Here is a 25,995-nt window from a genome sequence, read left to right on the forward strand (position 1 = left end):
TCAAACACACTCAGGATTGAGCGCGGCTGGTTACTAATAATAAGGGGTGGGGGGTGCCTCTGGTGTTCTAACCGCCCGATTATAACTAATGGGCATATCCGTTCATGCAGCCGGGATTGCTATACTTATAATACCATCAGAGTCAGCGCGCAAGAAGCAGCATAACTTCGGTAATCTGCAGTCAGCGTAGACAATTAAACCCGGTCCGAGGCGGGCTTATCGAGTCTTCCCTCGCATGGGAGATGTTCAAATCGGTGGTAGGCCAGTGGGCCGTAGGACTTCCGTGTGAAGTCATACTTGACTTCGATTACGGGAATGATTCCCTCCGTAGAACTGACTCAGCACTACCGTTACTAACCATCTCTTCTACTTCTTCTCTTGTGAAACCGATAATGCGTGGGGCGTCATCATTGTCTAACACATCGTCATAAGATGATTTGAACCCGTTCATACTGATAAAGAATGCCTGTTTGACACCGTGCATCCGGTCGATTTCGTTGACTTTTGATTCAAATGAGTCAAAGTCGGACAACTCAGCTGGCTCTTTCTGCCACTTATTCTCTACCAATGTAGCGTGACCGAGCGTTCGAAATAGCCAGTCCGGAGCTTCAGCTAAATTAACCAGAACATCGATTTCTCCTCTCTTTGCATGGGGATATCTGGAAATAGCATGGACTCCCTCTATCTGTATGAATAAGATGCCGATAAAATGGTCAAACAGCTGACCTCTATACGAGGCGTTTTCCATCTCCTCCAATTGTCTGTACTTTTTTTCAAGATAAGATTTAGAGACGTCGTATGCTTGCTCAGAAAAGACTTTCAAACTCTCGTCGAAGCTCAGAAAAAAATCGACACCACCTTCTGGGATTTCATATACAACTTCCCAGTTTGCTTTCTTTCCCATAGAAAATTCTTCACCACACATACAACGTTCGACCTCATCAGGGACGTTGCTCTGTTTCTCAAAGACGCCCCCATGAGAAGACGCACAGTTAGGGCATCGCACTTTGAGTTTGGCTTGGAGGATATCTTCGTCACACAGGAAAGTGAACGCAGTCAATACGTGTGTCTCAGGGATATCTGCTTCACGCGCCGCTAAATCATGGCGAACATACTTTTGCCCCCTCTCTCTGGCCTTATTCAGGTACGTTTCCAAGCCCTTCAAGTTTTGATTGGGGATACTCTCCAGTTTCTCCGAGAACATTATCTATCACCTCCGTAATCTCACTAATCTGTTGCTCTTGTTCATACTTAAGAAACGAGATTTTACTTTTATCCCGGTTGATATAGAACTTAGAGCCATCTTTTAATTCAACATAACCCATCCGGATTTCCCCTTCTTTTTCTTCGAGTTGACGGATGACGTCTTCGTCCTCTCTGGCATCCATTCTTTCTCCCTCTTCATCGGTTTTAGAGCTGTATCTAACTGTCTCTACTGTTCGGCCCTCTTCGTCGTTAATACGAATCTTTAGACTGTAGTACTTGTCAACCAATTCTTCTCTAAATTTCTTTTCAAATTCAAGACCAAAATCTGGCCGGTAACTCGCAGACGACTCTTCAATCCTTAGCGCGCCCGCAATTTGATTTGCGACCTTCTTAGCTATATTCTCATCAGAGCATCGGATTGCTACTAAATCCGTATCATCTCTAATGACCGCAATGGCTCGCCCCCTGATTTCAGTGTTCTGTTCAATACCGGTTTTCGGGTCTGTATCTGCCTCTGACTCAATATACCCAAAGCAGAGATACAGACGTCCCTCCAATATCTCCGAGGTTGCAAGATAGGGTTCTCTGACTCCAACTTCTGCCTTTGATTCTGCTATAGAAAGCTCGCATTCCTCTTCAATAGTCGAGAATGATTTACGCTCAATTCCTGTGATTACAAAATAATTCACGCTCTGCTGTCCAGCATATTTATACTCTAAAATTAGTTGTTCTATCTCTTCATCAGAGAGCTTCTCTGCCACCTTTCTTCGGGTTCCCGAATTTATATTAGAGATTTTAAAACCGTGAGAATCAATATACCGTTTAATCGCAGCTACTGGAATATCATAGCGAAGGAGTCGCTCATATCGTTCTTTCTCCCCAGTAGAATCAAAATCAGGGGTAGCACCGGTTCGGGACATACTGTTTTATCATCAGTTCCTAATGAAATACTTTCGGTATTTGAGACTATTCAATATCTACTTTGACGTTGTATAATTCAGTCACCCAAAGAATGATATCCCTTGACGGGGCACTACGAGTGAACCGACGGATGGCGACGACCCACCGATACGCTGTGTATGGCTACAAAATCGACGGCCAACAGAAACACCTACTCTCAGGCGAGAACGGGAACTCGCTACTGGACTCCGAAAAGGCTGAAGCGGCCTTATCGGCGCTCAAACGTCCGGTTCGACGACGCGGTCTTCGCCCTCGAAGTGTGCGGAGTTGTCCTGCGGGCGGTAGTTCAGGACCTCCTTGGCGCGTTCGATGGAGTAGTACTTGCGGTCGTTGTCGGAGATGCCGTAGACGGTCTCGTACTCGTAGTCGGCTTCGAGCGCGCACTGGTGGATGTGGGCGCAGTCGGGGTAGGAGAGCCACATCGCCTGGCCGCGCTCGTAGTCGATGGGCGGGTGGCCCCGGGTCAGGTTGCCGATGCGGATGTTACACACCTTGATACCGTACTTGTCGTGGTAGTACCGACCCAGCACCTCGCCGGTGGCCTTCGAGACGCCATAGAGGTTCCCGGGGCGGGGGAACTCCGTCCCGTCGAGGCGGAAGTCGTCCTCGGGGCGGTACATATCCGGTGTGCGGTCCTGTGTCTCGAAGGAGCCGACGGCGTGGTTCGAGGAGGCGAAGACGAACTTCTCGACGCCCTCCTCGACGGCGGCCTCGTATATTTTCTGGGTCCCGTCGATGTTGTTCGACAGCACCGAGTCCCACGGCGCCTCCGGGCGGGGGTCGCCCGCGAGGTGGATGACCGCGCCGACGCCCGAGACCGCCTCTCTGACGTCGTCGGGGTTGTCGACGTCGCCGATGAGGTACTCGTGGTTGGGCTGCTCTGCGGGCGGATTGTGGAACATCAGCTTCCAGTAATAATCCTCTTCGAGGCCTTCGAGGATGGCCTCCCCGACCGCGCCGCCCGCACCTGTGAGTAGAACCGGGTCGTCCATTCGTATTGGGTGGATAGTCATGACACAATAGGTAGCTTGCGGTTCGGGCATCGCTCCCCGTGTCGACGGCCCTGGCCAGTCGAGGGGTCGAGAACACGACCTTCTTGGGCTGGCACCACTCACTATACCGGTATGGACCCCACGTCCCCGCAGGTCGCCTGCTTCGAAGCGGGTATCAAGTTCGGCTCGCTCTACCACCAGTTCGCCGGGACGCCGGTCAGTCCCGACAGCGCCGACTCGCTGGCCCGGGCGATGGAGGAGGCCATCGAGAACCAGCCACACTGTGTGGCCGTGACCGTCTCCGTCCGTGAGGAGCCCCTTCGGGCGGCCATCGACGAGTCGGGCGCCGACTACACCGAACTGACCGGGCGCTTTCTGGACGTCTCGATGACCATCGACTACGAGGGCTGTGTCGTGGAGACGAGCATGGCGATGGAAGATGGCTATCCGCTGATGCAGGTCGATTCGGTTGTGAACCCGTCTCAATAGTGCGAAAATTTTACACGCGCCCGCTGTGCAGTCCCGATAATGTCCCTCCACGCGATCGACGATATCAGCGACGCGATAGATGCGACGAAGTCGTTCCTGTTGCCCTTCGCCGCCCGAACCTGGCTCAAACTGGCGGTCGTCGTCTTCTTCATCAGCGGCGGTGGCGGCGGGCTCAACATCCCCCAGAACAGCGGGAACTTCGGTGGCCAGGACCAGCCCGCCGGTGGCGGCACCGAGCAGTTCTTCGAGGGGGTGCCCTCGACGCTCCATGGGGTGGTGGCCGAGTACGGGACGGAACTGGCCATCATCGTCGGCCTGGCGCTGACGCTCGTGCTCCTCTTCGCGCTCCTGAGCAACTTCATGGAGTTCGTCTTCGTCGAGTCGCTCATCGAACGGGAGGTCCACGTCCGACAGTACCTGGTGGCAAACGTCGGTAACAGCCTGCGGTTGTTCGGCTTCCGACTGGTCGTCGCGCTGGTCTCGCTCACGCTCGTCGTGGGGTTTCTCTACACCATCTTCCTCACCGTCCTCGGCGGGAGTCTGAACAACATCGGTCCGGGGGCGCTGCTGGGGCTGTTTCCCGTGTTCATCATCTTCTTCCTCGGAATCGGGCTCGTCCAGGGACTGCTCACCGGCTTTACCAACGTCTTCGTCGTTCCGATGATGCTCACGAGTTCTCGCGGGGTGCTCGGAAGCTGGAAGCGCCTGCTGGGCTCGATGCGGCGGAATATCAAGCAGTATCTCGGCTATCTCGCCTTCTCTATCGTCCTGGGTATCGGCGTCGGTATCGTCGGCGGTCTCCTCGGGCTCGTCGCAACCTTGCTCCTGGCGATTCCGTTCGTTCTGCTGGGCGCCGCCGTCTTCTTCGGGCTCGGTGGCGGGCAGGTCGCACTGGCGCTCACCGCCGTCGTCGGCGTGCTGTTCGCCCTCTTCTTGCTGCTGGCGACCAACCTCATCCAGGTGCCCCTACAGGCGTTCATGCGCTACTACGCGATGCTCGTCCTGGGCGACATCGACGCGGAGCTGGACCCGATCCCCGAGGTGCGGGAGGATATCAGAGTGGACGAGCCCGATGCCGGCGCGGCACCGTCCGAAGGTATCTGATAAGGATAGTTTCGGTTTCTGGAAAACCGGACCACTCGTGTCGTGCGGTTTCACTTTCACTTTCAGGCGGGCTTTTAATCCCTTCCCACGTCAAGTGCTACCTATGAGTCAGACCAGCCTGGACGACGACGAGCTGTTCGGCGAGGCGGCAAACGAGATGCGAAGCGACGTCGAGGCGTCGCTCGCCGAGGCCCGCGGAGCGCTTCCGGACGGCGACGCTGTCTGGGACGTCGACGCCGACAACACGCTGGGGGTGCTCAACGCGCTCAAGGGCGCGCTGGACGTCGGCGACGCCGAGGACAGTCTACGGGACGCAAAGAAGTGGTACACGATGGGCGAACGCGCCGACGCCTTCGAGGACGCCGACGACCTGGCCGAGGAGATAGAGACTGTCGAAGACCTCATCAGCGACGTCGAAGACGCCCGCGAGCAGGTCGGCGACCTGACCTCGACGATTCCGCAGCTCCGGAGCACCTTAGAGGAGTTCGAGGACGCTCCCGAGGCCGACACCGACGCGGACGCCGAAGAGGCCGAAGCGTAACTATCGCTCTGCAACGCGGTCCAGCAGCGCCAGCAGTGCCGTCGTCGCCTCCTCCAGCAGCTGCTCGCCACGTTCCTGACTCCCCACACCGGGGTCGCCGACGCAACCGTTCTCGCTGAACTCACTCGTGTCGTAGGCCAGGTTCACGCCGCTTACCCACTCGCCCCAGCCGTCGGCACCGCCATCGGCGGCGTCGTCGAGCCGGTCCTCGCGGACCAGGTCGGGGTGGGTCGCCTGCAGGAGGCTCGTCTCGACCGGGCCGCCGTGGCCCATATCCGGCGCGTCGACGCCGTCGAACCAGGTAAAGGCCCACGCGTCGGCCTCGTCGTGGCGCGTGATCCGGGCACAGACCTCCCGCAGGGGGTCGACGTTGCCGCCGTGGCCGTTGACGACGACTACGCGGGTCCAGCCGTGGTGGGCGAGGCTGGCGACGGTCTCGCGGACGTAGTCACGGAAGGTGTCCTCGCTGACCCACAGCGTCCCCGCGAAATCGCGGTGTTCCTCGGCGACGCCGACTTGGATGGGCGGCGCGACGACGACCTCGTCGTCGTATTCGGTTTCGGCGGCGTCGGCGACGGCCGCTGCGGTCAGCGAGTCCGTGCCCAGTGGTGCGTGGGGGCCGTGCTGTTCGGTGCTGCCGACCGGCAGGACCGCCAGGTCGGTGTCCGTGGCCTCGGCTTCGGGCCACGTGGCGTCGCTGAGGTGCATACGCCGACGTGGGAGCGCGGGCACACAAACGTAGGGGGTCCCGGTCGCTGGGTGATAGTGGTTATTGTCGCTTATTTCTGGATAGCGCCGACCCCCGGGTCGGCGCGTACCGGTAAATCGCTACACGAATCACTATCAGACGATAGAGTCCGGCCGGGTCTCGAAGTAGTCGAAGACGGCACCCAGCCCGATGCCGTAGACGACGTGGGCAACCAGCGTCAGGATACCGTACAGCACGAGCGACAGGCCGGTCTGGCCGGTGTAAAAGGCGAGCACGAAGCCGGACCACATCGCTGCGCCGAAGAACGCTCCCGAGACGGGGCTGGACTCGCCCGGCAGGTAGGCCTTCAGCGACGCAAAGAGGAGCGGCCACGGGACCATCCCGCCGCCGAGAAAGAGCAGGAAGCCAAAGAGGACCGGCGGCACGACCTCGCTCAGCCCGAGCAGTTCCATGAGGATGGCGAAGTCGGTCAGTTCGAACGCGCCGACCGACTGGGCGATGAGGAAGACGACGGTCATCATCGCCGTCCCGACCAGCCCACCGGCCGCGCCCACGACCCCGTCGGCGAGGATGCCTCGCAGACTGTCGAACTCGTTGTCCTCGGCCACCGCGTCGCTGTCCGCCGATTCACTGAACTCCGGTGGCGTGTCTGGCATGTATTGACATAGCATGTCAACGGAGAAAAAGGTTCGCGCAACCGGCCGCGGCTATATATGACAGAAGCATGTCCATAACATCTAATACTTCTTGCCAGAGATTGCCTAGCTATGTCGAGTCACTCGGTACCACGGGCCACCCTCGGCCCGCCGCTCCACGGCGGCGACGTCCGCGCCCCCGCTGAAGTCTTCGAGAGCATCTTCGAGGTGTTTCTGGTGCTGGGGACGCTGGTCGGGGTCGTCGTCGTGGTCTATACGCTGTACCACGCGGTCACGTACCGGGCGACCGACGGGGCGGACCCGTACGCCGACAGCGTCGAACGGCCGGAGCTGGGCGAGCTCCCCACGGGCGGCGCGGGCGGGCGGAAGGTGTTTCTCTCCCTGGGCATCAGCGCCGTCATCGTCCTCTCGCTCATCGGGTGGACCTACATGGAACTGTCCTACATCGAGGACGGGCCGTCCATCGAGGGCGAGGAGGACCTCCGAATCACCGTCGAGGGGTACCAGTTCGGGTGGACGTTCGTCTACCCCAACGGCTACGAGAGCACGACGCTGCGAGTGCCCCGGAACCGCGTCGTCAGGCTGGACGTGACCTCCCGGGACGTGTTCCACAACTTCGGCATCCCCGCCTTTCGGGTCAAGGCCGACGCTATCCCGGGCCAGACCACTGCAGCGTGGTTCACCCACGACGAGACTGGGACCTACGAGGCCCAGTGTTACGAACTCTGCGGGAGCGCCCATTCGATGATGACCGCCGAGGTCGAGGTCGTGTCTCAGGACGCCTACCGCGAGTGGTACCGCGGGACGGACGAGGAGACTGCGAACGCGACGGCTGCGGGCAACCAGACGGCGCCGGGAACCGCCACGCCGACCGAGAACGTGACCGACACACCGACCGCGAACGCGACGGGGGGTGAGCCGGCATGAGCGAGACCCACGACCACGGCCTCCCACCGAAATCCAGCGTCCGGCGGTGGTTCCTCACGACCAACCACAAGGACGTCGGGGTCCTCTATCTCATCACTGCGCTGTTCTTTCTGGTCTTTGGCGGCCTGCTGGCGCTGCTCTTCCGTCTGGAACTGGTCACGCCGGGTGCGGACCTGCTGGGTCCGCTGGGGTACAACCAGGCCGTCTCCACGCACGGCTTGCTCATGGTGTTCTGGTTCATCTCGCCGTTTGCCTTCGGCTTCGCGAACTACGTGGTCCCCTTGCAGATCGGGGCCGACGACCTCGCTTTCCCGCGCCTGAACGCCCTCTCGTACTGGCTCTACCTGTTCTCGGGCCTGCTGATGGGGGTCTCCTTTTTCCAGGGGTCGACCTTCGCCGGCGGGTGGACGATGTACGCGCCGCTGAACACGCCCGCCTACATCCCCGGTGAAGGCCTGGGTGCGACCTCGGTGGTGCTCGCGCTCATCATGTTCACCGCCGCCATCACGCTGGGGTCGGTGAACTTCCTGACGACGTTCTACCGGATGCGCGCCGAGGGACTGCGGATGCGCGACCTGCCCATCTTCTCGCTCTCTATCAACCTCACCGTCTGGATGATGCTCTTTGCCTTCGCGGCGCTTTTGGCCGCGCTGATGATTCTGGCCTCGGACCACATCGTCGGGACGAGCTACTTCCAGTACGCCAACGACGGGTCGACGATGGCGACCGACGCCGACAACCCCGGCGCGTCGCTGCTGTGGGCCCACCTGTTCTGGTTTTTCGGCCACCCGGAGGTGTACATCGTCTTCTTCCCCGCTCTAGGAGTTATGGCCGAGTGCTTCCAGACCTTCACCGGCCGGCGGCTCGTGGGCCGGAAGTGGTTCATCATCTCGATGGTGCTCGTGGCCCTCCAGAGCTTCCTCGTCTGGATGCACCACATGTTCCTCACCGGTATCAACCTCCCAATCAAGACGGTGTTCATGGCGACCACCATCGGCATCTCCTTGCCTTTCGACCTGATGGTGTTCTCGCTCGTCTACACGATGGCGAAAGGGCGGGTGCGCTTTACGACGCCGTTCCTCTTCTCGCTGGGCGGGCTGATTCTGTTCATCGTCGGCGGCATCACCGGCGTATTCCTCGGGGCTATCGTGCTGGACTACCAGTTCCGGGGGACCTACTGGGTGGTCGCGCACTTCCACTACGTGATGGTCGCGGGCGTCACCGCTCTCGTCGGCGGGCTCTACTACTGGTTCCCGAAGATAACCGGGCGGATGTACGACGAACGGCTCGGGAAACTCCACTTCGCCGTCTACTTCGTCGGGTTCAACCTCCTCTATTTCCCGATGTTCGTCGCCTGGGAGACGCCGCGGCGGGTGTTCACGTATCCGGCGGGGCTCCAGCTCTGGCACTCGATGGCGACGGTCGGCGGGTTCGTACTGGCTGTGAGCTTCCTCGTCATGTTCTACAACCTCTACGTCTCGCTGTGGCGCGGCGAGGACGCTGGCGAGAACCCCTGGGACTACGCTACCTCCGCCGAGTGGTCGGTCCCCTCGCCGCCGCCCCTCGAGAACTTCCCCGGCCTCCCCAGCTACGCCGACGGCTCACTCTCCTTCCTCTCCGACGAGGCGGTCCGCCGGCGCCTGCCGGGGTCGGGCGTCGCCGCCGACGGGTCGGGGGCCGAGACGGACGGGGGAACAGCGACTGCATCGGGGACTCCAGCGGCGACTGGGACTGCTCACGAGATGGGTGACGAACACGCCAGCCACGCCAGTCTCTGGCCGTTCCTGATTGCCCTCTGTGGCTTCGTCGCCTTCCTCGGCCTCTCGGGTGTTCGGACCGGGAGCACGGTGTACGTCGCACTCGCGGCCGTCGGCGGGGCGGCGACGCTTTGCTCGCTCGTCGGCCTGGCCCGCGAGCCGTTCTCGGCGCCGGAGATGGCCATCGCCGAGCGGTGGCCCTTCGCCCGCGTCGAGCGACCCAAACTCGGGCTGTGGTTCTTCCTGGCCAGCGACATCGTCCTCTTTGGTGCCTTTATCGGCTCCTACGCGTTCGTCCGGGTCGCCTACGGCTGGGAGGCCTGGCACGAACTGATTCCGGCCGCTCACACCACGATGCCCGGCCTCGTCAACACCTACCTGTTGCTCACGTCGAGTTTCCTGGTCGTGCTCGCGATGGTCGCCGCCGAGCGCGGGAGCCGCCGCGGCACGACGGCCGCGCTCGCCGGCACGGTCGCCCTCGGTGTCGGGTTTCTCGTCAACAAGGCCCTGGAGTGGCAGCACCTGTTCCACATCAGTAGCGGGCAGTTCCCCGAGGGATGGGCGCTCTCGACCAACATCGCGTCGTCGACGTTCTACCTCACGACGGGACTGCACGGCGCCCACGTCGTCGTCGGGCTTCTCATCTGTGGGTACATGACTGTCCGGGCCTGGAACGGGGCCTACCAGGGCGAGGACCGCGCTATCGAGTACTTCGGGCTGTACTGGCACTTCGTGGATATCGTCTGGCTCGTCCTGTTCCCGCTGTTCTACATCCTGTGACAATGAACTGGAAAGGCTACACCCTCGTCTACGTCGGCCTGTTCGTCCTCGCGACGGTCCAGGCCGTCGTCGAGTTCACCGGCTACGTCGACAGCGCCTACTGGGCCGCGTTCGGGGTCATCATGGTCCTCTCGGTCGTCAAGGCCGTCGGCGTCGCCGCCTACTACCAGCACCTGCGCTGGGAGCCCCGCGCGGTGACCTATCTCGTCCTCGGCGCGACCCTGACCGCCCTTGCCTTGACTGCCGCCGCGGCGTACTCGATTGTGTAATGTTGTACTGAACGTTGGGTTTGTTTTATTCGGCAACGACTCAGAGAGCCAGAAAGCCCGCGTACTCTCGACCGCCGATAGACTCACTCCGTTCGTCGTTCCAGTGCTTTCGTCGCCGTGCTTCGTCGAGAGCACGCCCCCTTTCAGTCCCACCCAGACCGATTGGTCAACTGGCTACGGGCGGGACTGAAAGGGGCGTTGTCGGCGTGATCCGATGGAGCTTCGCTCTCTCGAACCACGAAGGAAGCGCGTCGTTCGAAAATCGAAGATTTTCGTGATCACGAAAGGCGCTGCGCGCCTTTCGGACGACAGCGAGTCGTGAGACCGAAGCCAGGGCGAGAGCGAAGTCGTCCGGGAGAGCTACGCTCTCCCGTGATCACGAAAGACCGCTCTGCGGTCTTTCGGACGACTCTCGCGGGCAATCGGACGCTTCGCGTCCGATGACAGCCGGGGCTTTCTGGCTGTTCGCTGTCTCTTTCCGCCACGCGTTGTGCCACTCGACTCCTACCCGCTCCCCAGCAACTGCAGGGCCACGGCGACCAGAAAGAGCGTCCCGGCCACCGTCGCGGACTCGGCGACCGCCAGCGACCGCGGATGGCCCCGGCTCGTCGTCAGGAGGTAGACGCCCCCGAGCAGATACGCCACGAGCAGGGCCCCGGCGCCGGCCACGACGGCGGTGGCGACCATCGGTCCCGGGTCGGTGATGTACGCGACGACGCCGCCGACCGCACCCACGACGAGCACGGCGAAGGCGATGGCCAGCGCCCACGGGTCGTCCCAGAGGCTGTCGGTGTCCCCGCCCCGGGTGGCCGATTCCGCCGGCGAGTAGTCGGCCCAGCCCCGGTGCCACGCCAGCCAGCCGATGGCGACCACCACCACCCCCATCAGCACCGAACTCGCGAGCCACGATACCATACCACGGACTACATGACAGATTACTATAGTTCTTTGCGAGGTCGCACCGGTCGCGGCAACGACTACCGCCACTCACTCAACTCCGAGTGAATTTGTAGCAATTGTTGCCGGAAGAAATTTACTGTGGGTGGTCCTATCACGCGGTATGTCACAGCGGCCGACCGAAACAGACGACGGCAACGACTGGATAGCCCGCCACGCCCGTTGTCGCTCAGACGGGGCGGGGCCGTCGGTCATCGTCGAGGACGTCGACGACGACTGGGACCGCCGTCACGCGGAGACACGACGGTCACGGCACAACTGAACAGTTCTACTCGGCGTACTCGCGCAGCACTTCGACGCCGACGAGCTCGTCACCGGTGAGCGCGCGGATGTAGGCGCCGCCGGCGATAGAGACGTGGTCGAACGAATCCTCGCTCATCCCGTACATCGTGATGGCCCGTGAGGTGTCGCCGCCGCCGACGACGGAGAAACAGTCCGTCTCGGCGATGGCTTCCAGCACAGTGACGGTGCCCGTCGCGAACTTCTCGTCCTCGAAGACGCCCAGGGCGCCCTTCACGAAGACGGCGTCGGACTCCCGGGCCAGGTCGGCGTACTCTTCGGCGGTGTCGGTGCCGATGTCCATGATGCCCAGCCCCTTCTCGTCGACGTCCTCGACGTCGACCTCGACGCGCTCGCCGTCCTCGCCGTAGGCCACGTCGGAGGCGACCGTAATCTGGTCACCGCGCTCGTCGAGTATCTCCTCGATTATCTCCTGGTTGTTCTCCCACTGGGTGGTAAAGAGGTCCATCCCCTCCACGTCGTAGCCGATGGGGTAGCCCTGGGCCCGGAGGAACAGCTGGCCGGCGATCCCACCCAGCACGAAGTCGTCTATCTTGTCACCGATGTGGTCGATGACGCCGATGACGTCGGTGGCTTTCGTCCCGCCCATGGCCATCGTCACCTGGCCGTCGAACTCCTTCTCGGCGATGGACGTGTTGGCCTCGTACTCGGTCTCCATCACGCGGCCGGCGTAGGCGTCCATCACGACCGGGAAGCCGACCAGCGAAGCGTGCGAGCGGTGGGCCGCCGAGTAGGCGTCGTTGATGTAGGCGTCGAACTCGGGGGCGAGCGTCTGGACGAACTCCGTATCGGCCTTGACTTCGGGCTCTTCCTCGGGGAGCTCGCCGTCAGCCATCCGTGTGTTCTCGAGCACGAGCACGTCGCCGCCGGCCAGGTCGTCGATGGCGTCGAGGGCCTCGTCGCCGTACGTGTCCGCGACGTGGTCGACGGCCGAATCGATGTGGCCCGAAAGAATCTCGGCGTGCTGGGAAAGGGAGACGAAGTCGTCGTCGCCCGGTCGACCCTGGTGGGCCATGACGGCGACGGCGAAGTCGCGGTCGACGAGCTCACGTAGCGTCGCCGCGTGGCGAGCGAAGCGGCGGTTGTCCTGTACTTCCCCGTCCTCGACCGGCGAGTTCAGGTCGAAGCGGATGAGGACGCGCTGTCCGTCGTCGAGGTCGTCGAGCGTCTGGAACGTCATACGTGGGAACTCTCCCGCCGCCCGTTTAACGGTTTCCGACTTCCACGGCTCCTACACGGAAAATAATACAGTTGCGACTCGGCAGGCAGAAAAATAACAGAATCCGCGAACGGTCTATTCTTCGGCGATGTACTCGGCGACGTCGAGCATCCGGTTCGAGAAGCCGTACTCGTTGTCGTACCAGGTGAGAATCTTCGTCAGGCCGTTGACGATGTTCGTCTGGCCGAGGTCGACCTGCGTGGAGTAGGGGTCACCCAGGATGTCAGAGGAGACGAGCTCGTCGTTCGTGACGCCCAGGACGCCCTCGAGCTCGCCGGAGGCGGCGTCCTCGAAGGCAGCGTTGACCTCTTCTTCGGTCACGTCGTCTTCGAGGTCGACGACCAGCTCGGTGATGGAGCCGTTCGGGACCGGGACGCGGATGGCCATCCCGTCGAGCTTGCCTTCGAGCTGTGGGAGGACCTCGGTGGTCGCCTGTGCGGCGCCCGTCGAGGTCGGGATGATGTTCTCCGCGGCGGCGCGGCGACGGCGGGGCTTGCTGTTGGGGCCGTCGATGAGGTTCTGGGAGCCGGTGTAGGCGTGGACGGTCGTCAGCTGACCGGAGCTGATGCCGAACTCGTCGTCGAGCACCTTCGCGACCGGCGTGATGGAGTTGGTGGTACAGGAGGCGTTCGAGACGACGTCCTCGCCGTCGTACTCGTCCTGGTTGACCCCGTAGACGATCTGCTTGACTTCCTTGTCGCCTTTCGGCGGCGCGGAGATGAGCACCTTGTCAGCGCCCGCATCGAGGTGCTGGGCGGCGTCGTCGTACGTGCGGAAGATACCGGTCGCCTCGAAGGCAACGTCGACGTCGAGGTCGTCCCACGGGAGCTGGGTCGGGTCTGTCTCGTGGAAGACGCCCGCTTCGAAATCAGTTCCTTCGATGGTCAGGACGCCGTCGTCGACGCTCGCACCGGGGAGCTCGCCCATGACGGTGTCGTACTGGGCGAAGTACTCGACTTCCTCGTCGTCGATAACGTCGTTGATACCGACGATTTCGACGTTGTCGTTGTCCAGCGAGGCACGCATTACGTTGCGACCGATACGGCCAAAGCCGTTCAGACCGACGCGAACTGGGTCACTCATTCCTCTAAACAAGCGCGAACCCGGAGTAAAGGGTTTTCGAAGTCGTTTCGAGAAAGCCGCTGTTTTGCCTATAAACACGCCGGTTTGTCACACTCGCGGCCGTGGGGCTGGACGGTTCTGGCATCCGGGTCACAATTTGGGCCGTCAGAAGGCTTTTGGGACCGTCGCACATACCACTCGCTACTGATGAGACGGGACGACAACGACGACCCCTTCGACGAGTTCTTCCGAGAGATAGAGCGGATGATGGACGAGATGATGGGCTCGGAAGGGGACGTCCACATCGACCGCGACGGCGCTGCCGACAGTGGTGACCTCCACGTCGATGTCCACGAGACAGGCGAGGAGGTCCGCGTCGTCGCCGACATCCCGGGCGTCGAGAAAGACGGTATCGACCTGAAATGCGACGGGAGCGTCCTCACCATCGACGCCGGGACACACCACCGCGAGTACCACGAGCGTCTCACCCTCCCCAGCAAGGTCGACGAACACTCCGCCTCGGCGACCTACAACAACGGCGTCCTCGAGGTCACCTTCGACCGCGAAGACGAGTCTGCCGACATCGAACTGTAGGCCCGGTCTCCGCCACCTGTGAGCGAGTCAGTCGCCGACCCGGCACTGGCCTGGGACTGGGGTCCAGCTCACAGCCGTCTTACGCGTTGCTGTCTCTACGTCGCCGTCGCGCCGATTCTGGGCATGCTGCTTGGCGGCGCCCTCCTCGCTCTCACGCTGCTGCCCACCCTGTTCTCGAACCTCGAGCTTCTCGCGCTAGTCGTCCTCTTCGCTCTCGTCGGCGGCCCGTTCTCCCTGCTGTACCTCTGGCCGGTGCTCACTGACCGCGACCAGCGGGCAGGCCTGGTCGGCTCGTGGTGGCTCGAAGGCCTCCGTCCGCTCGGGCTCGCTGTCGCCGCCGTCGGTGGCCTAGGCGCGCTCGTGCTCTCAGTCCGGGTCGCCGCCTACGGCCCGCTGGTCGTCGTCGGTGTCGCGATGGGTGTTGGATTCCCGGTGACCGGGTTGCTGGCGACGCGCGGTCGCGTCGACCCCGAGGAGCTGACGCTACGCTTCGAGTGGGGCAAGCGTCGGCCTGTCACAGGCGACATCACGGTCGAGATGTGCAACTGGACGGGGCTTCGACGCTACCGGCTTGGCCCCGTCGCCGTCTGTCTCGCCTCGTACGCGCCGGGCACCAGCGGCGGCGCGCCACAGCTGTTCGTCGTGCCGGCGTCCGTCGCCAGCGCCGCCCGGGACAGCTTCGAACGCGCGCTCGCTACACCGGTCGACGAGCCGGCGCGTGACGGAAATCCGGCCGTCGCCGCCACGCTCGCCGCGTTCGGGCTGGGTACCCTCGCCGTCGGCGCCGGGCTCTGGCTGCTGGCCGACCTGCCGAGCGGCATCGGGCTGTGGATAGTGGCAGTCTGTGGAACCTTCGGCGTCCTCTTTCTCGTCCTTGCGGCACGCGAGCGATAATCAGCGCGCCGTCGTCCGAATCAGCGCTGCCAAATCGTCCCAGAACCCGTCCTCGTACTTCGTCGCCGTGTCGATGGTCGGTCGGGCGTTGGTCTCGTTGACCACCGCTCGGTCGCCGCTCACGAGCAGGTCCACGCCCAGATAGTCGATCTCCAGCACGTCGGCGGTCCGCTCGGCGAGCCGCCGGAGGTCGGTCGGGAGTTCGACTCCCTCGGCCACCGCACCGCGGTGGACGTTGTGTTTCCAGCGACCCCGGTCGCGTTCGTCGTCGGGCAGTCGTCGCTCGACCGCGCCGACGTAGTCGCCGTCGACGACCATCGCCCGGTAGTCGGTCGCGTCGGGGAGATACTCCTGGACAAGGAACGACTGGTCGCCGGTCGCCCGGTAGTCGTGGACCAGGTCCAGATAGTCCGCGATGCCCAGGAAGGAATCGAGGTCGTGTGCGGTGGTCACGCCGACGCCGCGGGTCGTGGAGTTGGGTTTGATGACGACCGGCGGGTCCAGTGCCTCGTAGGCCGCCACCAGTTCCGACTCGTCGGCCGGGTTCGACACCACGACCGATTCAGGGACCGGTACGTCGGCCCGGCCCAGTCGCGTCAGTACGTCGGCCTTGTTTCGCGACCGGAGGATGGCCTCGCGGTCGTTGACCCACGGGATATCGAGGAAGGCGTCGGCGACGGCCCCCTCCATGATTCGCGAGGGGTAGACGAATCCCACGTCGTACTCCTCGAAGGGGCTCTCCGTGAGTGAAATCGCACGCTCGCTGGTGGCGACGTGGCCGACCTCGATGCCGCGGTCGGCCAGTGGCTCACCCATCCGCTCGTAGGTCTCGCTGTTGGTGGCGACCGCGAGGTGGAGCATACACCCCCCCCTTCGGGTTCGGGAAAAAAAGCGTGTCCGGTCGTCGATCGGGTCGTTACACTTCGTCCAGTTCCCACTGCTGGGTCTCGTCGCCTTCGTCCGCGGCCGTCCCGATGTTACCGCCCCACCGGTCTCCGGGGTCCTCGACGGTCATGACCTCGCCGCTGGCGACGTTCTTGACGACGTAGCCCGTGTCGGCCGATTCGAACGTCCACCGCTGGCTGTCGGAGGGGTCCTCGCCCCCGTCCTGGACGACGTTGCCGTCCGAGGCAGCAAGATACCTGTTGCTGTGCTGGGCGGTGATCGTGTAGGCGTCGCCGTCGGGCCGCACCTGGAAGCGCTGGTTCTCGTCGTCCCAGTCGGCGTACTGGATGACGTTCGCGCCGTCGTCCTGGGAGTTGTACGCCACGTCGGCGACCCGGCCTGTTTCGACGTTGTGGAACTCGTAGACGCCCGATTTGACGTCGGCACTCTCGTTGTCGTCGGTGGCCTCGACCAGTTCCCACTGCTGTGTCTCGCTGGCTTCGTCCGCGGCCGTGTCGATGGTGGCGTCCTTGGGCTCGTTCGGGTTCTCTGCGGTCATCACGTCGCCGGTGGCGACGTTCTCGAGGACGTAGCCGGTGTCGGCCGATACGAACGTCCAGCGCTGGCTGTCGGACGGGTCACCGCTGCCCTTCTGGACGACGTTGCCGTCCGAGGCAGTGAGATACTTCCCGCTGTGCTGGGCGGTGAGCGTGTAGGCGTCGCCGTCGGCACTCACCTGGAAGCGCTGGTTCTGCTGGCCATTGCTTGGCCACTGGATGAGGTCGGTGCCGTCGGCCTCGGACTCCCCCTCCACGTCCGCGAGCAGGTCGGTTTCGACGTTGTGCAGTTCGTAGACACCGGACTCGATGTCGGCACTCTCGCCGCCGACGAACTCGAACCAGTTGAGGTTCCACAGCCGCTCGTCGCTGGTGATTCGGACGACGGTTTCACCCTGTTCGAGTTCGAGCTCGCCGACGGACACGGTCGTCCAGGACTGCCAGCCGCCGGTGTCGTCGAAGCTCGTACTGACGCTCTCACCATCGACTTCGACGGTGAAGCTCCCGCCGCCGTCGTCCGAGGCGACCAGCGCCTCGACGGGGTAGGTGCCGGCCTCGGTCACCTCGACGGTGTACTCCCACCACTCGCCGGCCTCGATCCAGCCGACGAAGTAGCCGCCCTCGGTCGCGTCACCGATGTCGACATCGGTGTCCCGGTATTCGCCGCCTCTGTTGCCCTCGCCGGTGTCGTTGTAGGCGACGCCCTGGCCGCCCGTGTCGAAGTCCTCGCCCTGGACGCGGCCGGGCAGTTCGTGGGGGCCGTTGTACGGCGACTGCTCGGGCTCTTTGAGGCTGAGAGTCCCCATCCCGTCTGCGTCGGACTCGGCGAGGCTATCTCCGGTTTTCTCCCCGGCACGGACGCGGAGGGGGTACTCCACGGCGTCTAACGAGTCGCTCCCGTCAAACTCGCCACCCTGGGTGACTTTGCTGACCTCCCCGCCCGATTCAGGGGCCGAAAGGACCGTCTGGTCGGTGCCCGCGGCGGCGGAATCGAAGACGACGGTGACCGAGCCATCGCCGTCGGTGTCGCTCACCTCGCCGGCGACGTAGTAGCCCACGTCGTCGGCGCCGCCGACCTGGACCGTCGCCGTGTCGGTGTTCGTCAGTTCGACGGTGAACTCGACGGTCTCGTTCACGTTGCCGGTGTAGACATTCTGTCCGAACGTGGCATCCCCGTCGGTCACACCGAAGGAGGCCTCCTCGCTGTCGATATAGACGGTCAGCTCGCCATCGCCCTTGGCACTCCAGTCGCTGACCTCGCCGGTGTAGCGGTAGCTGTCCTGGTGGCCATTGACCTCGCCGGAGATAGTGGTCCCGTCTATCGAGTCGGGGCCGCCGCCGGCGTAGGCGCCTTTCTCGGCGTCTCCGCCGACCTCGAACTCGTAGGAGACCGTGGCGTCGGCGGTCTCGTCGACGATGATGGTGCGTTTCTGGGCGACCTCGCTCGGGTCGACGGACTCCCCGTCGATGGCGAGCTCCGCACCCTTGCTGCCGAAGTACTGGAGGTCGCCGGTGAAGGTGTACTCGTCCGTGCCGCCGTCGACGCGGCCTTTGGCGGTGCTTTCGTCGACCGAGTCGTGGTCGTTGATGTCGGTCGGTTCGAGACTCCCGGTGACGCCGAGTTCGTAGTCCCGTTCGAAGCCGTCGACTTCGCCATCCGGGTCAGAGATGGCGAGGGTGGATTCCTCGCTCCCGCTATCGCCGGCGACCTGCTCGACCGCCGCGGCGGCGTCGATGCGACCCGCCCCGGCGAGACGGTCGGGCTCGCCGATGTCGACGGCCGTCTCCGTGAGAATCTCCTCGACCTCGCTCGGGGAGAGTTCCGGGTCCGCGTCCAGCAACAGCCCCACGACGCCGGCCGCGATCGGCGAGGCCATCGACGTGCCGCTTATTTCCCCATACACGTCGTTAGGCAGTGTACTCAGGATTCGATTGCCCGGGGCGGCGATATCGACTGCCCCCTCGGAGGAGAACTCGGTGACGTTGTCGTTGCGGTCCGTGGCACCGACGGCGATGACGGAATCGAACTTCGCGGGGTAGCCGACCGCGTCCGGTTTGTCCGGCTTGTCACGCGAGTTCGATGCCGAGGAGACCACCGTGACGCCGCTCGCTCTGGCGTCGTCGAAGGCCTCGCGCCAGCCCTGGGGCTCCACCCACTCGCTACCGTCCTCGGTGAAACCCGGTGACCTGAACGAGCAGTTGATGACGTCTGCCCCCGCTTCGACCGCGTCGGCGACGTCCCGGATAATCGAGTTCCCGTCGTTGAGCTGGTAGGCCAGCAGCCGGGAGTCGCTCGCGCCGGCGACGCCGACGCCGTTGCCGGTCGTCGCCGCCGCACAGCCGGCGACGTGTGTGCCGTGGAAATCGCCGTCAGAGCTATCGTAGCCGCCGTTGTCGCCGGTGAACCGGTCGGCAAGGTCCACGTGGTCCGTATCGACCGCACTGTCGATAACCGCCAGCGTGACGTCGGTCGACCCCTCCGTCGTCTCCCAGGCGGTCGGTCCGTTGATCTTCTCCAGCCCGTACGAGATTTTCGGGTCGCCCTCGTAGTCCGCCGTCTCGGCGTCCGTCATTGCGACCTCGACGGCCGGCGGTTCGTCGGGAATCTCCGGCTCCATCGCCTCCTCGGCGTAGTCGACGCGGTCGTGGGACTCGATACTGTCGATGGGGTCCTCGACGTCGTCGACCGTGGCCTCGGTGATACTGAGGCGTTCGATGTGGTCCGTTATCTCGTAGCTGTCTGCACCGAGCTGTTCGTCGAGGACCTCCGTCGCTTTCCCGCGCTCCGTGTCCGGTCCGAAGGAGATGGTGTAGTCGTGGCCACCGTCGCTGGCACTACCGGTGGTAGTGAACCCACCCAGCGCCGCGAGGAGACCGGTTGTCTGTATGAACCGCCGCCGTCCGACTGTGAGATTGCTGTCTGTCATGTGATGTATCTGTCTGACCCGTTTGGATCGAGCTTCGGTGTGGCCGGCCCCGTCTCTCTCAGTCTCGCGCACGCACCGCGTCAGTGTCGCCACTACTCGACCGGGGACGCAGCCGTCTCTGTGAACCTGTGCGTTCCTTTTCTCGGACGTATTGCGTAAAAAGCTATCTTAATTTAAAACTAGTTAGAGGGAAAAAATGCATTACAGGCAATGCAACCTTGAAAATTACAGCTTTTGACCGCATGGCAGGATGGCCGAGAGAAGTAACGGACGGTTCGCCGCTGCGCTACGACTCGTCGCCACCCCGCCCCGCCGCCAGCAGCCACAGGACGATGACGAGTCCTTCCAGGCGCGCGGCGGTGTACACCCACGAGCGCAACTCGACGTCCGATTCCGCCGTGGCTAGGTTCATCCAGAAGTCGACGACCTTCCGCGGCGCGAGCAGTTCTGCCAGCCCCAGCGCCAGTAGCAGCAATCTGAGTGCCATACGATAGGTTCGGTCTGCTAGCTGAATACTATTTCTCCGAGACGGACTAGCTGCTGTCACTCGCTTCGGGAATCTCGGCGCCACTCACGTCAGCCAGAAAGCCCTCACCCGCTCGCGCCCTTCCCTGTGAGTAGCGGATACTGTGGCCGGGAGAGCGTTTCATCGCGCGATTCGGGGAAGGGCAGGCCTGCCTGAGCGAAAACAAGTCAGTCAGCAAGAAGCATCCGGCGCCAGAGGTGCCGGTTCTACCGCGGCGAACCGACCACCGCGCACCTTCGGTGCGCGACGGGAGGTGAAGCCGCGATTTTTCCCCAAGTTTTTGCCCCGGTTGCGGGCCATCGGCCCGCAACCGAACGACGTGGCGGCTACGCCGCCACGCAGAACGAGCGCGCCGCAGGCGCGCTCGTGACGGTGCAAAAAGTGGGCTCAGGAGATAAGGAGCTCTTCGCCCTTCTCTACCTTGATGCGGCAGGACGGTGTTATCTTGTTGTAGGCACGGCGGAACGCTTCCTTGACGTGCTCGGCGTCCTCGACGTTGCAGTAGGCGGTAAACAGCTGCTCGCCGGCGTTCATCCGGGCGGCGGTGCCGACGATCTTCCCGAAGGCGGCCCGCATCCCGTCGGAGACACGGTCGGCGCCGGCGCCGGTCGCCTGCTTGTTCTCTCGCAGGACCTGGTGGGGGAACTTCCTGAGGGTCATGCGGTAGTCGCCCTCCTCGCCGATGGTCTTGATGAGGTGGCGGTTCGCCGAAAGGCGCGAGGCCTCCAGCGAGCCGTGTCGGAGCTGGACCTCTTCCTCGACGATGAGGCTTATCTGGACGGGGTACTCGTCCTTGTCTTTGGTCTTGCGACCCATCTCGTGCTGTGCAATCTTCGAACCGGGGATGCCCGTGATGTACTCGCGCCGGGTGTACGATGGCTTGTCGATGTCCCGGTACATCGAGGCAGGTTTGTCGGACATAGGTACTCTTGGTGGAGACGTGGCCGAGCGCCCCAATAAGGGCTTCGAAGGGCCCGCGTGCGGATGAGTCGGTGTGACACGCGCCGCGGCGACGCCCCCCAGCGGCCGCGAACGGCCCGGTAACGTGCGTGTAACCTCGCTTGGGTGTTTATACCGGTCGACCGCCAACGGATAGTACCATGAATATGCTCGTCGACGGCGAGTGGCGGACAGACGCGTATCAGAGTACGAACGAGGACGGTGAGTTCGACCGACAGGAGACCAGTTTCCGCGACAGAATCGAGGACGACCCGGACGCACGCTTCCAGCCAGAGGCCGGCCGCTACCACCTGTACGTCTCGCTGGCCTGTCCGTGGGCCCACCGCACACTACTGGTGCGGGCGCTGAAGGGGCTGGACGACGCAATCAGCGTCGATATCGTCGACCCCTATCGGGACGAGGACGGCTGGCAGTTCACGCCCGAGAAGGACGGCTGCACCGAGGACTCCCTCTATGGCTCGGACTACCTCCGCGAGCTCTACGTCGAGGCCGACCCCGACATGACCGGCCGTGTCACCGTCCCCGTCCTCTGGGACAAACAGGAGGAGACTATCGTCAACAACGAGTCCAAGGAGATTCTCCGGATGCTCGACACCGAGTTCGATTCGGTGGCCGAGTACGACGTGGACCTCTACCCCGAGGGCTACCGGGAAGACGTCGACCGCATCATCGAGGACATCTACGAGCCTATCAACAACGGCGTCTACCGCGCTGGCTTCGCAGACACGCAAAACGCATACGACAACGCCGTTTCCGAACTCTTCGACGCGCTGGACCACTGGGACGAGCTGCTCGAAGAACAACGTTATCTCGCCGGTGACCGCCTGACGGAGGCGGATATCTGCATGTTCACGACCCTCGTTCGGTTCGACGAGGTGTACCACACCCACTTCCAGTGCAACCACAAGCTCATCCGGGAGTACGACAACCTCTGGCCGTATCTGCGGGACCTCTACCAGACGCCAGGCGTCGCAGCGACAGTCGACATGGACCACATCACCGAACACTACTACACCACGCACCCCGACGTGAGTCCGAAGGGGTTCGTCCCGATCGGTCCCGACCCCGACTTCGAGGCGGCCCACGACCGCGACGAACTCCCGGGCGACCTGCCCGAGGACCTGCTGGCGACGGCCCGGTAACGCCGCCGCTCAGCGTCCCAGTTTCTCCGCGACCCGTTCCCTGTCGGCCGGTTCGTTGACGTTGTGACACCACCCGTCGAGTTCGACCGTCTCGACGCGGTGACCGCGCTGCCGGAGGTCGTCGACGGCGTCGGTAATCTCGTACTCGCCGCGGGCGGAGGGCTCGATGCGGTCGAGTGCCGCCTCGACCTCCGGGCCGAAGGCGTAGAACCCGCGATTGACGAGCGTCGACGGCGGATCGTCGGGTTTCTCGACCAGCCCCGTGACGCGGCCGTCGCCGTCGGTCGTAACGACCCCTGTCGTCCGGGCCTGCTCGCGGGAGACGGACTCGACCAGTAGCGTCGCCGCGGCGTCGGTCTCGCGGTGGCGTTCAACCACGCACTGGAGATTTGCCCGGCAGACGTTGTCGCCGTGCAGCACCACGAACGGTGCCCCGACGACCGGCACCGCCCGCTGGAGCGCGTGGGCGGTCCCCAGCTGCTCGGCCTGGTCCACGTATTCGATGGGAATCCCGCGGTAGCTGTCGCCGTAGTGGTCGAGGATATCGCGGCCGCGGTAGCCGACCACGACGACGAGTCGGGAAACGCCGAGCGACAGCAGGGCGTCGAAGCCATGGGCGAGGAGCGGTTGGCCGGCGACCGTGACGAGGGCTTTCGGTCGCGCGGCCGTCAGCGGTCCCATTCTGGTCCCTTTGCCGGCTGCCAGGACGACACCGTCCATAGTGGGTCGTCGGCTCCCATCGTGAAAACCCCTGGCCGGGTCAGCTTTTTGCGCCCCCGTCACCCATAGCCGACGATGGTCGAGGACCGCTACGTTGGGGTCGCGTACCGTGACGGGTCGTGGCTGGCAGTGACGTTCACCGGGGACGGCTACGAGGAGACGGCCGTCTTCGACGGTGTCGGCGACTGCTGGGCGGCCTACGAGGAGGAGGCCCGGCTGATTCTGGTCGACGTCCCTATCGGGCTCGTCGAGTCGGGCGACCCCGTCCGACGGTGTGACGCGCTCGCACGCGACGTGCTGGGCCCGCGCAGCGAGGCCCTCGTCGACCCGCCGGTCCGGGAAGCGACCCGGAAGCGGCGTTTCTCGACGGCCAACCGGGTCCACGAGCGCAAGGCCGGCGCGGCGCTCTCGGAGGCGGCCTTCGAGCGCAGCGACGCTATCGCGATGTGTGACGAACTGCTCCAGGAGGTGCCCGAGGCCGCCGCCGTTATCCGCAGTGCCCACCCCGAGCTCTGCTTTCGGGCCTTCGCGGGCGAGCCGCTGGCCGAGGACGCGACGGCCGCCGCGGGCTACGCCGAGCGGATGCGAACGCTCGCCCGGCAGGACCGCGACGCGCCGCCGGTCGTCCAGAAGGTGGCCGAGGCGACTGCCGGCCACGACGTGCCCGTGGCTGGGGCACTCGACGCTGTCGTGCTCGCCTACACGGCCGCCCCCGGTGGTGGGGAGCTACGGACGCTCCCCGCCGAGGTGCCGACCGACGCCAGCGGGCTCCCGATGGAACTGGTCTACCGGGCGGCCGCGCCGCTGGTCAGGTGAGGAGTACGACCGTGGTGACGGAACCGTCACCCGGGTGTGAATGTACGGGACTGCAGACAGAAAATCGTCTTACAGTCGCTCGAGGTTCTTCGCTCGCGGGCCCTTGTCGGCCTGCTCGATGTCGAACTCGACTTCCTGACCCTCTTCGAGGTCAGGGCCGCCGACATCTTCCATGTGGAAGAAGACGTCCTCGTCTTCCTCGTCGGTGTCGATGAAGCCGTAGCCGCCCGTGTCGTTGAAGAAATCGACTTTGCCTTTCGCCATCGTTAGAGACGCTCCAGGTTGGTCGCTCGCGGGCCCTTGTCGGCCTGCTCGATGTCGAACTCGACTTCCTGCCCCTCTTCGAGGTCAGGGCCGCCGACATCTTCCATGTGGAAGAAGACGTCCTCGTCTTCCTCGTCGGTGTCGATGAAGCCGTAGCCGCCCGTGTCGTTGAAGAAATCGACTTTGCCTTTCGCCATCGTTAGAGACGCTCCAGGTTGGTCGCTCGCGGACCCTTGTCGGCCTGCTCGATGTCGAACTCGACTTCCTGACCCTCTTCGAGGTCCGGGCCGCCGACGTCTTCCATGTGGAAGAAGACGTCCTCGTCCGCGTCCTCAGTGTCAATAAAGCCGTAGCCGCCAGTGTCGTTGAAGAAGTCGACCTTACCTTTCGCCATCGTTAGAGTCGCTCCACGTTGTTGGCTCGCGGACCCTTGTCCGCCTGCTCGATGTCGAATTCGAGCTCCTGTCCTTCCTCGAGGTCCGGGCCGCCGATGTCTTCCATGTGGAAGAAGACGTCCTCGTCCGCGTCCTCAGTATCGATGAAACCGTAACCGCCAGTGTCGTTGAAGAAATCAACCGTTCCTTTCGCCATTGCAACCAAAGAGAGTCCGGGCCGACGGATAACAGTGTCGGTACAGTGGCCACCGTCGAAACCGCTTAATCGCCCGACTACGGTCGTGTGGGGCGTGATATTACGTGTCAGCCCCCCGCCTAGCTGGGCTCGAAGCCACACCGCTCTTGTGCATCGGCGGTGACCGTAGGGGTATGTTGCGCCGACTGCGCGAGAACGGCCCCGTCGTGCTCGTCCCGCTGGCCTGGACGTTCGCGACCGCAGCCCACCTGGACCTGCTTGCGCTACGGACCGTCCTCATCGCCCACCTGGTGATGGACGCCATCATCGCGGTCTTCACCGTCCTCTCCTGGCGGGAGATGTCGGAGGGTGTCCTGCTGGTGTGGCGGCGCGTCCTGGTGGTCGGACTCGGTGTCACGCTCGTCGGGACGGTCGCGTTGCTGGCCGACCCGCCCGTTGAGCCGCTGCTATCGGCCACTGTCGTCGGGTGGATGCTCGTCCCCGCGGCCGGGCTCGTCGCGACCGGTCAGCGCATCGACCGCCATCCGCGAGCCTACACGCTCGGCGGCGCGCTGAGTGCCGTCGGGGCTGTCAGCTACGTCGGCGGGGTCTTCGGGGCCGTCTCCGCGCTCGCCCTCGCGGGGCTGACCATGGCTAACGTCGGTCAGACCGCCGGAATCGTCGCCGCCGTCTACGACTACTAGCCGTACGGTTCAGAACGAGGCCAGACCCTGCTTGAACTTCCGGATGATGTCTTTCTGCTGGAGGTAGCTCGCGGCCGCGAGCATCGTCGGCGCCCAGAGCCCGACGAAGATGCCGGTCTGTTTCTCGCCTCTGATGTAGAAGTTGTACCAGGCAAACAGCACCGAGGCAACCGCGGCGACCGCGATGGGGTCCCCGGCCGACATCGGTGTCCGCTCGGCCACCTCGTCGACCTTCTCCTTCGCGTTCGAGTCGTCTTGTTGTAACATTGACATTGCGTTCGCACAAGGTGGGGCGGTCGCCTCGCCGTGGTGCTTGCACGTGCAGGTGGGTTATAGTACGCCCGACCCCCGGGCTCGCTCGGATTGCTGTCCCCTGTGGCGATACGGCGACCACGACCCGACCAGGTCTGCCCCGGGTCCGACGACAGTGCGCTCGCCTGCCACCCCATGCCGGTTCGACGGTAACGGCGAGTTTCGAGGAGAAACCACCCCCATCTAGCCGTTCCAA

Annotated in this window: 30 protein-coding genes; 12 read left to right on the forward strand and 18 right to left on the reverse strand. The window is 63.5% G+C overall.

Going from position 1 to position 25,995, the window contains the following annotated elements:
- Positions 1-307 precede the first annotated feature (307 nt).
- The 3 genes from EGD98_RS16375 to azf form a co-directional block, all read right to left on the reverse strand.
- The gene (locus tag EGD98_RS16375; protein ID WP_220589480.1) at positions 308-1,204 is read right to left on the reverse strand and encodes a hypothetical protein; all 897 of its coding nucleotides are present in this window, start codon (positions 1,202-1,204) and stop codon (positions 308-310) included.
- Positions 1,137-2,126, reverse strand: coding sequence for a hypothetical protein (locus tag EGD98_RS16380; RefSeq protein ID WP_220589481.1), 990 nt, complete (start codon positions 2,124-2,126; stop codon positions 1,137-1,139). Before EGD98_RS16380 ends, EGD98_RS16375 begins: the two co-directional genes overlap by 68 nt.
- A 258-nt stretch (positions 2,127-2,384) precedes the next feature.
- On the reverse strand, positions 2,385-3,158 hold the full coding sequence (gene azf / locus EGD98_RS16385) for an NAD-dependent glucose-6-phosphate dehydrogenase Azf (RefSeq protein WP_220589482.1): 774 nt from the start codon (positions 3,156-3,158) through the stop codon (positions 2,385-2,387).
- Between the two features lie 132 nt (positions 3,159-3,290).
- Between azf and EGD98_RS16390 the strand changes: the two genes are divergently transcribed.
- The 3 genes from EGD98_RS16390 (at position 3,291) to EGD98_RS16400 (ending at position 5,292) form a co-directional block, all read left to right on the forward strand.
- Positions 3,291-3,647 carry a dihydroneopterin aldolase family protein gene (locus EGD98_RS16390; RefSeq protein WP_220589483.1) on the forward strand — a complete coding sequence of 119 codons (357 nt, stop codon included), beginning with the start codon at positions 3,291-3,293 and terminating at the stop codon, positions 3,645-3,647.
- Between the two features lie 39 nt (positions 3,648-3,686).
- Positions 3,687-4,751 (forward strand): DUF7544 domain-containing protein, encoded by a 1,065-nt coding sequence (locus tag EGD98_RS16395; RefSeq protein WP_220589484.1) that lies wholly within the window; start codon positions 3,687-3,689, stop codon positions 4,749-4,751.
- Positions 4,752-4,854: 103 nt separating this feature from the next.
- Positions 4,855-5,292, forward strand: coding sequence for a DUF5790 family protein (locus EGD98_RS16400; RefSeq protein ID WP_220589485.1), 438 nt, complete (start codon positions 4,855-4,857; stop codon positions 5,290-5,292).
- On the opposite strand, the gene EGD98_RS16405 is transcribed toward EGD98_RS16400, so the two are convergent.
- Together EGD98_RS16405 and EGD98_RS16410 are read right to left on the reverse strand one after the other, a co-directional pair.
- Positions 5,293-6,000 carry a creatininase family protein gene (locus tag EGD98_RS16405; RefSeq protein WP_220589486.1) on the reverse strand — a complete coding sequence of 236 codons (708 nt, stop codon included), beginning with the start codon at positions 5,998-6,000 and terminating at the stop codon, positions 5,293-5,295. It abuts the gene before it with no gap.
- Positions 6,001-6,135: 135 nt separating this feature from the next.
- Entirely contained in the window at positions 6,136-6,657 is a 522-nt protein-coding gene (locus EGD98_RS16410) for a DUF6789 family protein (RefSeq protein ID WP_220589487.1), read from the reverse strand.
- Positions 6,658-6,768: 111 nt separating this feature from the next.
- On the opposite strand from EGD98_RS16410, the gene coxB reads away from it, so the two are divergent.
- The 3 genes from coxB to EGD98_RS16425 are packed head-to-tail and all read left to right on the forward strand — an operon-like array spanning position 6,769 to position 10,390.
- Entirely contained in the window at positions 6,769-7,584 is an 816-nt protein-coding gene (gene coxB / locus EGD98_RS16415; protein WP_220589488.1) for a cytochrome c oxidase subunit II, read from the forward strand.
- Complete coding sequence (locus EGD98_RS16420; RefSeq protein ID WP_220589489.1) at positions 7,581-10,121, forward strand: cbb3-type cytochrome c oxidase subunit I; 2,541 nt, start codon at positions 7,581-7,583, stop codon at positions 10,119-10,121. Before coxB ends, EGD98_RS16420 begins: the two co-directional genes overlap by 4 nt.
- 2 nt (positions 10,122-10,123) lie before the next feature.
- The gene (locus EGD98_RS16425; RefSeq protein ID WP_220589490.1) at positions 10,124-10,390 is read left to right on the forward strand and encodes a cytochrome C oxidase subunit IV family protein; all 267 of its coding nucleotides are present in this window, start codon (positions 10,124-10,126) and stop codon (positions 10,388-10,390) included.
- Positions 10,391-10,894: 504 nt separating this feature from the next.
- Here EGD98_RS16425 and EGD98_RS16430 read toward each other — a convergent pair.
- Positions 10,895-11,305: a hypothetical protein gene (locus EGD98_RS16430; RefSeq protein WP_236039580.1), complete on the reverse strand. Its 411-nt coding sequence runs from the start codon at positions 11,303-11,305 to the stop codon at positions 10,895-10,897.
- 145 nt (positions 11,306-11,450) lie between these two features.
- On the opposite strand from EGD98_RS16430, the gene EGD98_RS16435 reads away from it, so the two are divergent.
- Positions 11,451-11,609: a hypothetical protein gene (locus tag EGD98_RS16435; protein ID WP_220589491.1), complete on the forward strand. Its 159-nt coding sequence runs from the start codon at positions 11,451-11,453 to the stop codon at positions 11,607-11,609.
- Between the two features lie 6 nt (positions 11,610-11,615).
- Here EGD98_RS16435 and EGD98_RS16440 read toward each other — a convergent pair whose 3' ends face one another.
- Both EGD98_RS16440 and gap read right to left on the reverse strand, forming a co-directional pair.
- Positions 11,616-12,827, reverse strand: coding sequence for a phosphoglycerate kinase (locus tag EGD98_RS16440; RefSeq protein ID WP_220589492.1), 1,212 nt, complete (start codon positions 12,825-12,827; stop codon positions 11,616-11,618).
- Positions 12,828-12,941: 114 nt separating this feature from the next.
- Positions 12,942-13,949 carry a type I glyceraldehyde-3-phosphate dehydrogenase gene (gap, locus tag EGD98_RS16445; RefSeq protein WP_220589493.1) on the reverse strand — a complete coding sequence of 336 codons (1,008 nt, stop codon included), beginning with the start codon at positions 13,947-13,949 and terminating at the stop codon, positions 12,942-12,944.
- A gap of 186 nt (positions 13,950-14,135) precedes the next feature.
- On the opposite strand from gap, the gene EGD98_RS16450 reads away from it, so the two are divergent.
- Together EGD98_RS16450 and EGD98_RS16455 are read left to right on the forward strand one after the other, a co-directional pair.
- Complete coding sequence (locus EGD98_RS16450; RefSeq protein WP_220589494.1) at positions 14,136-14,522, forward strand: Hsp20/alpha crystallin family protein; 387 nt, start codon at positions 14,136-14,138, stop codon at positions 14,520-14,522.
- An 18-nt stretch (positions 14,523-14,540) separates the two neighbouring features.
- Positions 14,541-15,416, forward strand: coding sequence for a hypothetical protein (locus EGD98_RS16455; RefSeq protein ID WP_220589495.1), 876 nt, complete (start codon positions 14,541-14,543; stop codon positions 15,414-15,416).
- Here EGD98_RS16455 and EGD98_RS16460 read toward each other — a convergent pair whose 3' ends face one another.
- The 4 genes from EGD98_RS16460 to EGD98_RS16475 all read right to left on the reverse strand — a co-directional run bounded on the left by EGD98_RS16460 (position 15,417) and on the right by EGD98_RS16475 (position 21,232).
- Entirely contained in the window at positions 15,417-16,277 is an 861-nt protein-coding gene (locus EGD98_RS16460) for an ATP-grasp domain-containing protein (RefSeq protein ID WP_220589496.1), read from the reverse strand.
- A 55-nt stretch (positions 16,278-16,332) separates the two neighbouring features.
- Positions 16,333-19,785 (reverse strand): S8 family serine peptidase, encoded by a 3,453-nt coding sequence (locus EGD98_RS16465; protein WP_220589497.1) that lies wholly within the window; start codon positions 19,783-19,785, stop codon positions 16,333-16,335.
- Between the two features lie 286 nt (positions 19,786-20,071).
- Positions 20,072-20,272 (reverse strand): hypothetical protein, encoded by a 201-nt coding sequence (locus EGD98_RS16470; RefSeq protein WP_220589498.1) that lies wholly within the window; start codon positions 20,270-20,272, stop codon positions 20,072-20,074.
- A gap of 426 nt (positions 20,273-20,698) precedes the next feature.
- Positions 20,699-21,232: a 50S ribosomal protein L16 gene (locus EGD98_RS16475; protein WP_220589499.1), complete on the reverse strand. Its 534-nt coding sequence runs from the start codon at positions 21,230-21,232 to the stop codon at positions 20,699-20,701.
- Between the two features lie 179 nt (positions 21,233-21,411).
- Here EGD98_RS16475 and EGD98_RS16480 point away from each other — a divergent pair, with 179 nt between their 5' ends.
- The gene (locus tag EGD98_RS16480) at positions 21,412-22,413 is read left to right on the forward strand and encodes a glutathione S-transferase family protein (protein WP_220589500.1); all 1,002 of its coding nucleotides are present in this window, start codon (positions 21,412-21,414) and stop codon (positions 22,411-22,413) included.
- A 9-nt stretch (positions 22,414-22,422) separates the two neighbouring features.
- Here the strand turns inward: EGD98_RS16480 and EGD98_RS16485 are convergent, their stop codons facing one another.
- Positions 22,423-23,133, reverse strand: coding sequence for a sugar phosphate nucleotidyltransferase (locus tag EGD98_RS16485; protein ID WP_220589501.1), 711 nt, complete (start codon positions 23,131-23,133; stop codon positions 22,423-22,425).
- A 75-nt stretch (positions 23,134-23,208) separates the two neighbouring features.
- On the opposite strand from EGD98_RS16485, the gene EGD98_RS16490 reads away from it, so the two are divergent.
- The gene (locus tag EGD98_RS16490) at positions 23,209-23,949 is read left to right on the forward strand and encodes a DUF429 domain-containing protein (protein WP_220589502.1); all 741 of its coding nucleotides are present in this window, start codon (positions 23,209-23,211) and stop codon (positions 23,947-23,949) included.
- Positions 23,950-24,018: 69 nt separating this feature from the next.
- On the opposite strand, the gene EGD98_RS16495 is transcribed toward EGD98_RS16490, so the two are convergent.
- The 4 genes from EGD98_RS16495 to EGD98_RS16510 are packed head-to-tail and all read right to left on the reverse strand — an operon-like array spanning position 24,019 to position 24,804.
- Positions 24,019-24,213, reverse strand: coding sequence for a cold-shock protein (locus EGD98_RS16495; RefSeq protein WP_220589503.1), 195 nt, complete (start codon positions 24,211-24,213; stop codon positions 24,019-24,021).
- 2 nt (positions 24,214-24,215) lie between these two features.
- Positions 24,216-24,410 (reverse strand): cold-shock protein, encoded by a 195-nt coding sequence (locus tag EGD98_RS16500; RefSeq protein ID WP_220589504.1) that lies wholly within the window; start codon positions 24,408-24,410, stop codon positions 24,216-24,218.
- Positions 24,411-24,412: 2 nt separating this feature from the next.
- Entirely contained in the window at positions 24,413-24,607 is a 195-nt protein-coding gene (locus EGD98_RS16505) for a cold-shock protein (RefSeq protein WP_162317206.1), read from the reverse strand.
- Positions 24,608-24,609: 2 nt separating this feature from the next.
- A complete protein-coding gene (locus EGD98_RS16510) occupies positions 24,610-24,804 on the reverse strand; it encodes a cold-shock protein (RefSeq protein ID WP_137683596.1) in 195 nt (64 codons plus the stop codon).
- A 173-nt stretch (positions 24,805-24,977) separates the two neighbouring features.
- Here EGD98_RS16510 and EGD98_RS16515 point away from each other — a divergent pair, with 173 nt between their 5' ends.
- A complete protein-coding gene (locus EGD98_RS16515; protein WP_220589505.1) occupies positions 24,978-25,487 on the forward strand; it encodes a hypothetical protein in 510 nt (169 codons plus the stop codon).
- A gap of 9 nt (positions 25,488-25,496) precedes the next feature.
- Here EGD98_RS16515 and EGD98_RS16520 read toward each other — a convergent pair whose 3' ends face one another.
- Entirely contained in the window at positions 25,497-25,754 is a 258-nt protein-coding gene (locus EGD98_RS16520) for a hypothetical protein (RefSeq protein ID WP_236039581.1), read from the reverse strand.
- Positions 25,755-25,995: the final 241 nt, after the last annotated feature.

Origin of the sequence: Haloarcula salinisoli (genome assembly GCF_019599405.1) — an archaeon.
Classification (GTDB): domain Archaea; phylum Halobacteriota; class Halobacteria; order Halobacteriales; family Haloarculaceae; genus Haloarcula; species Haloarcula salinisoli.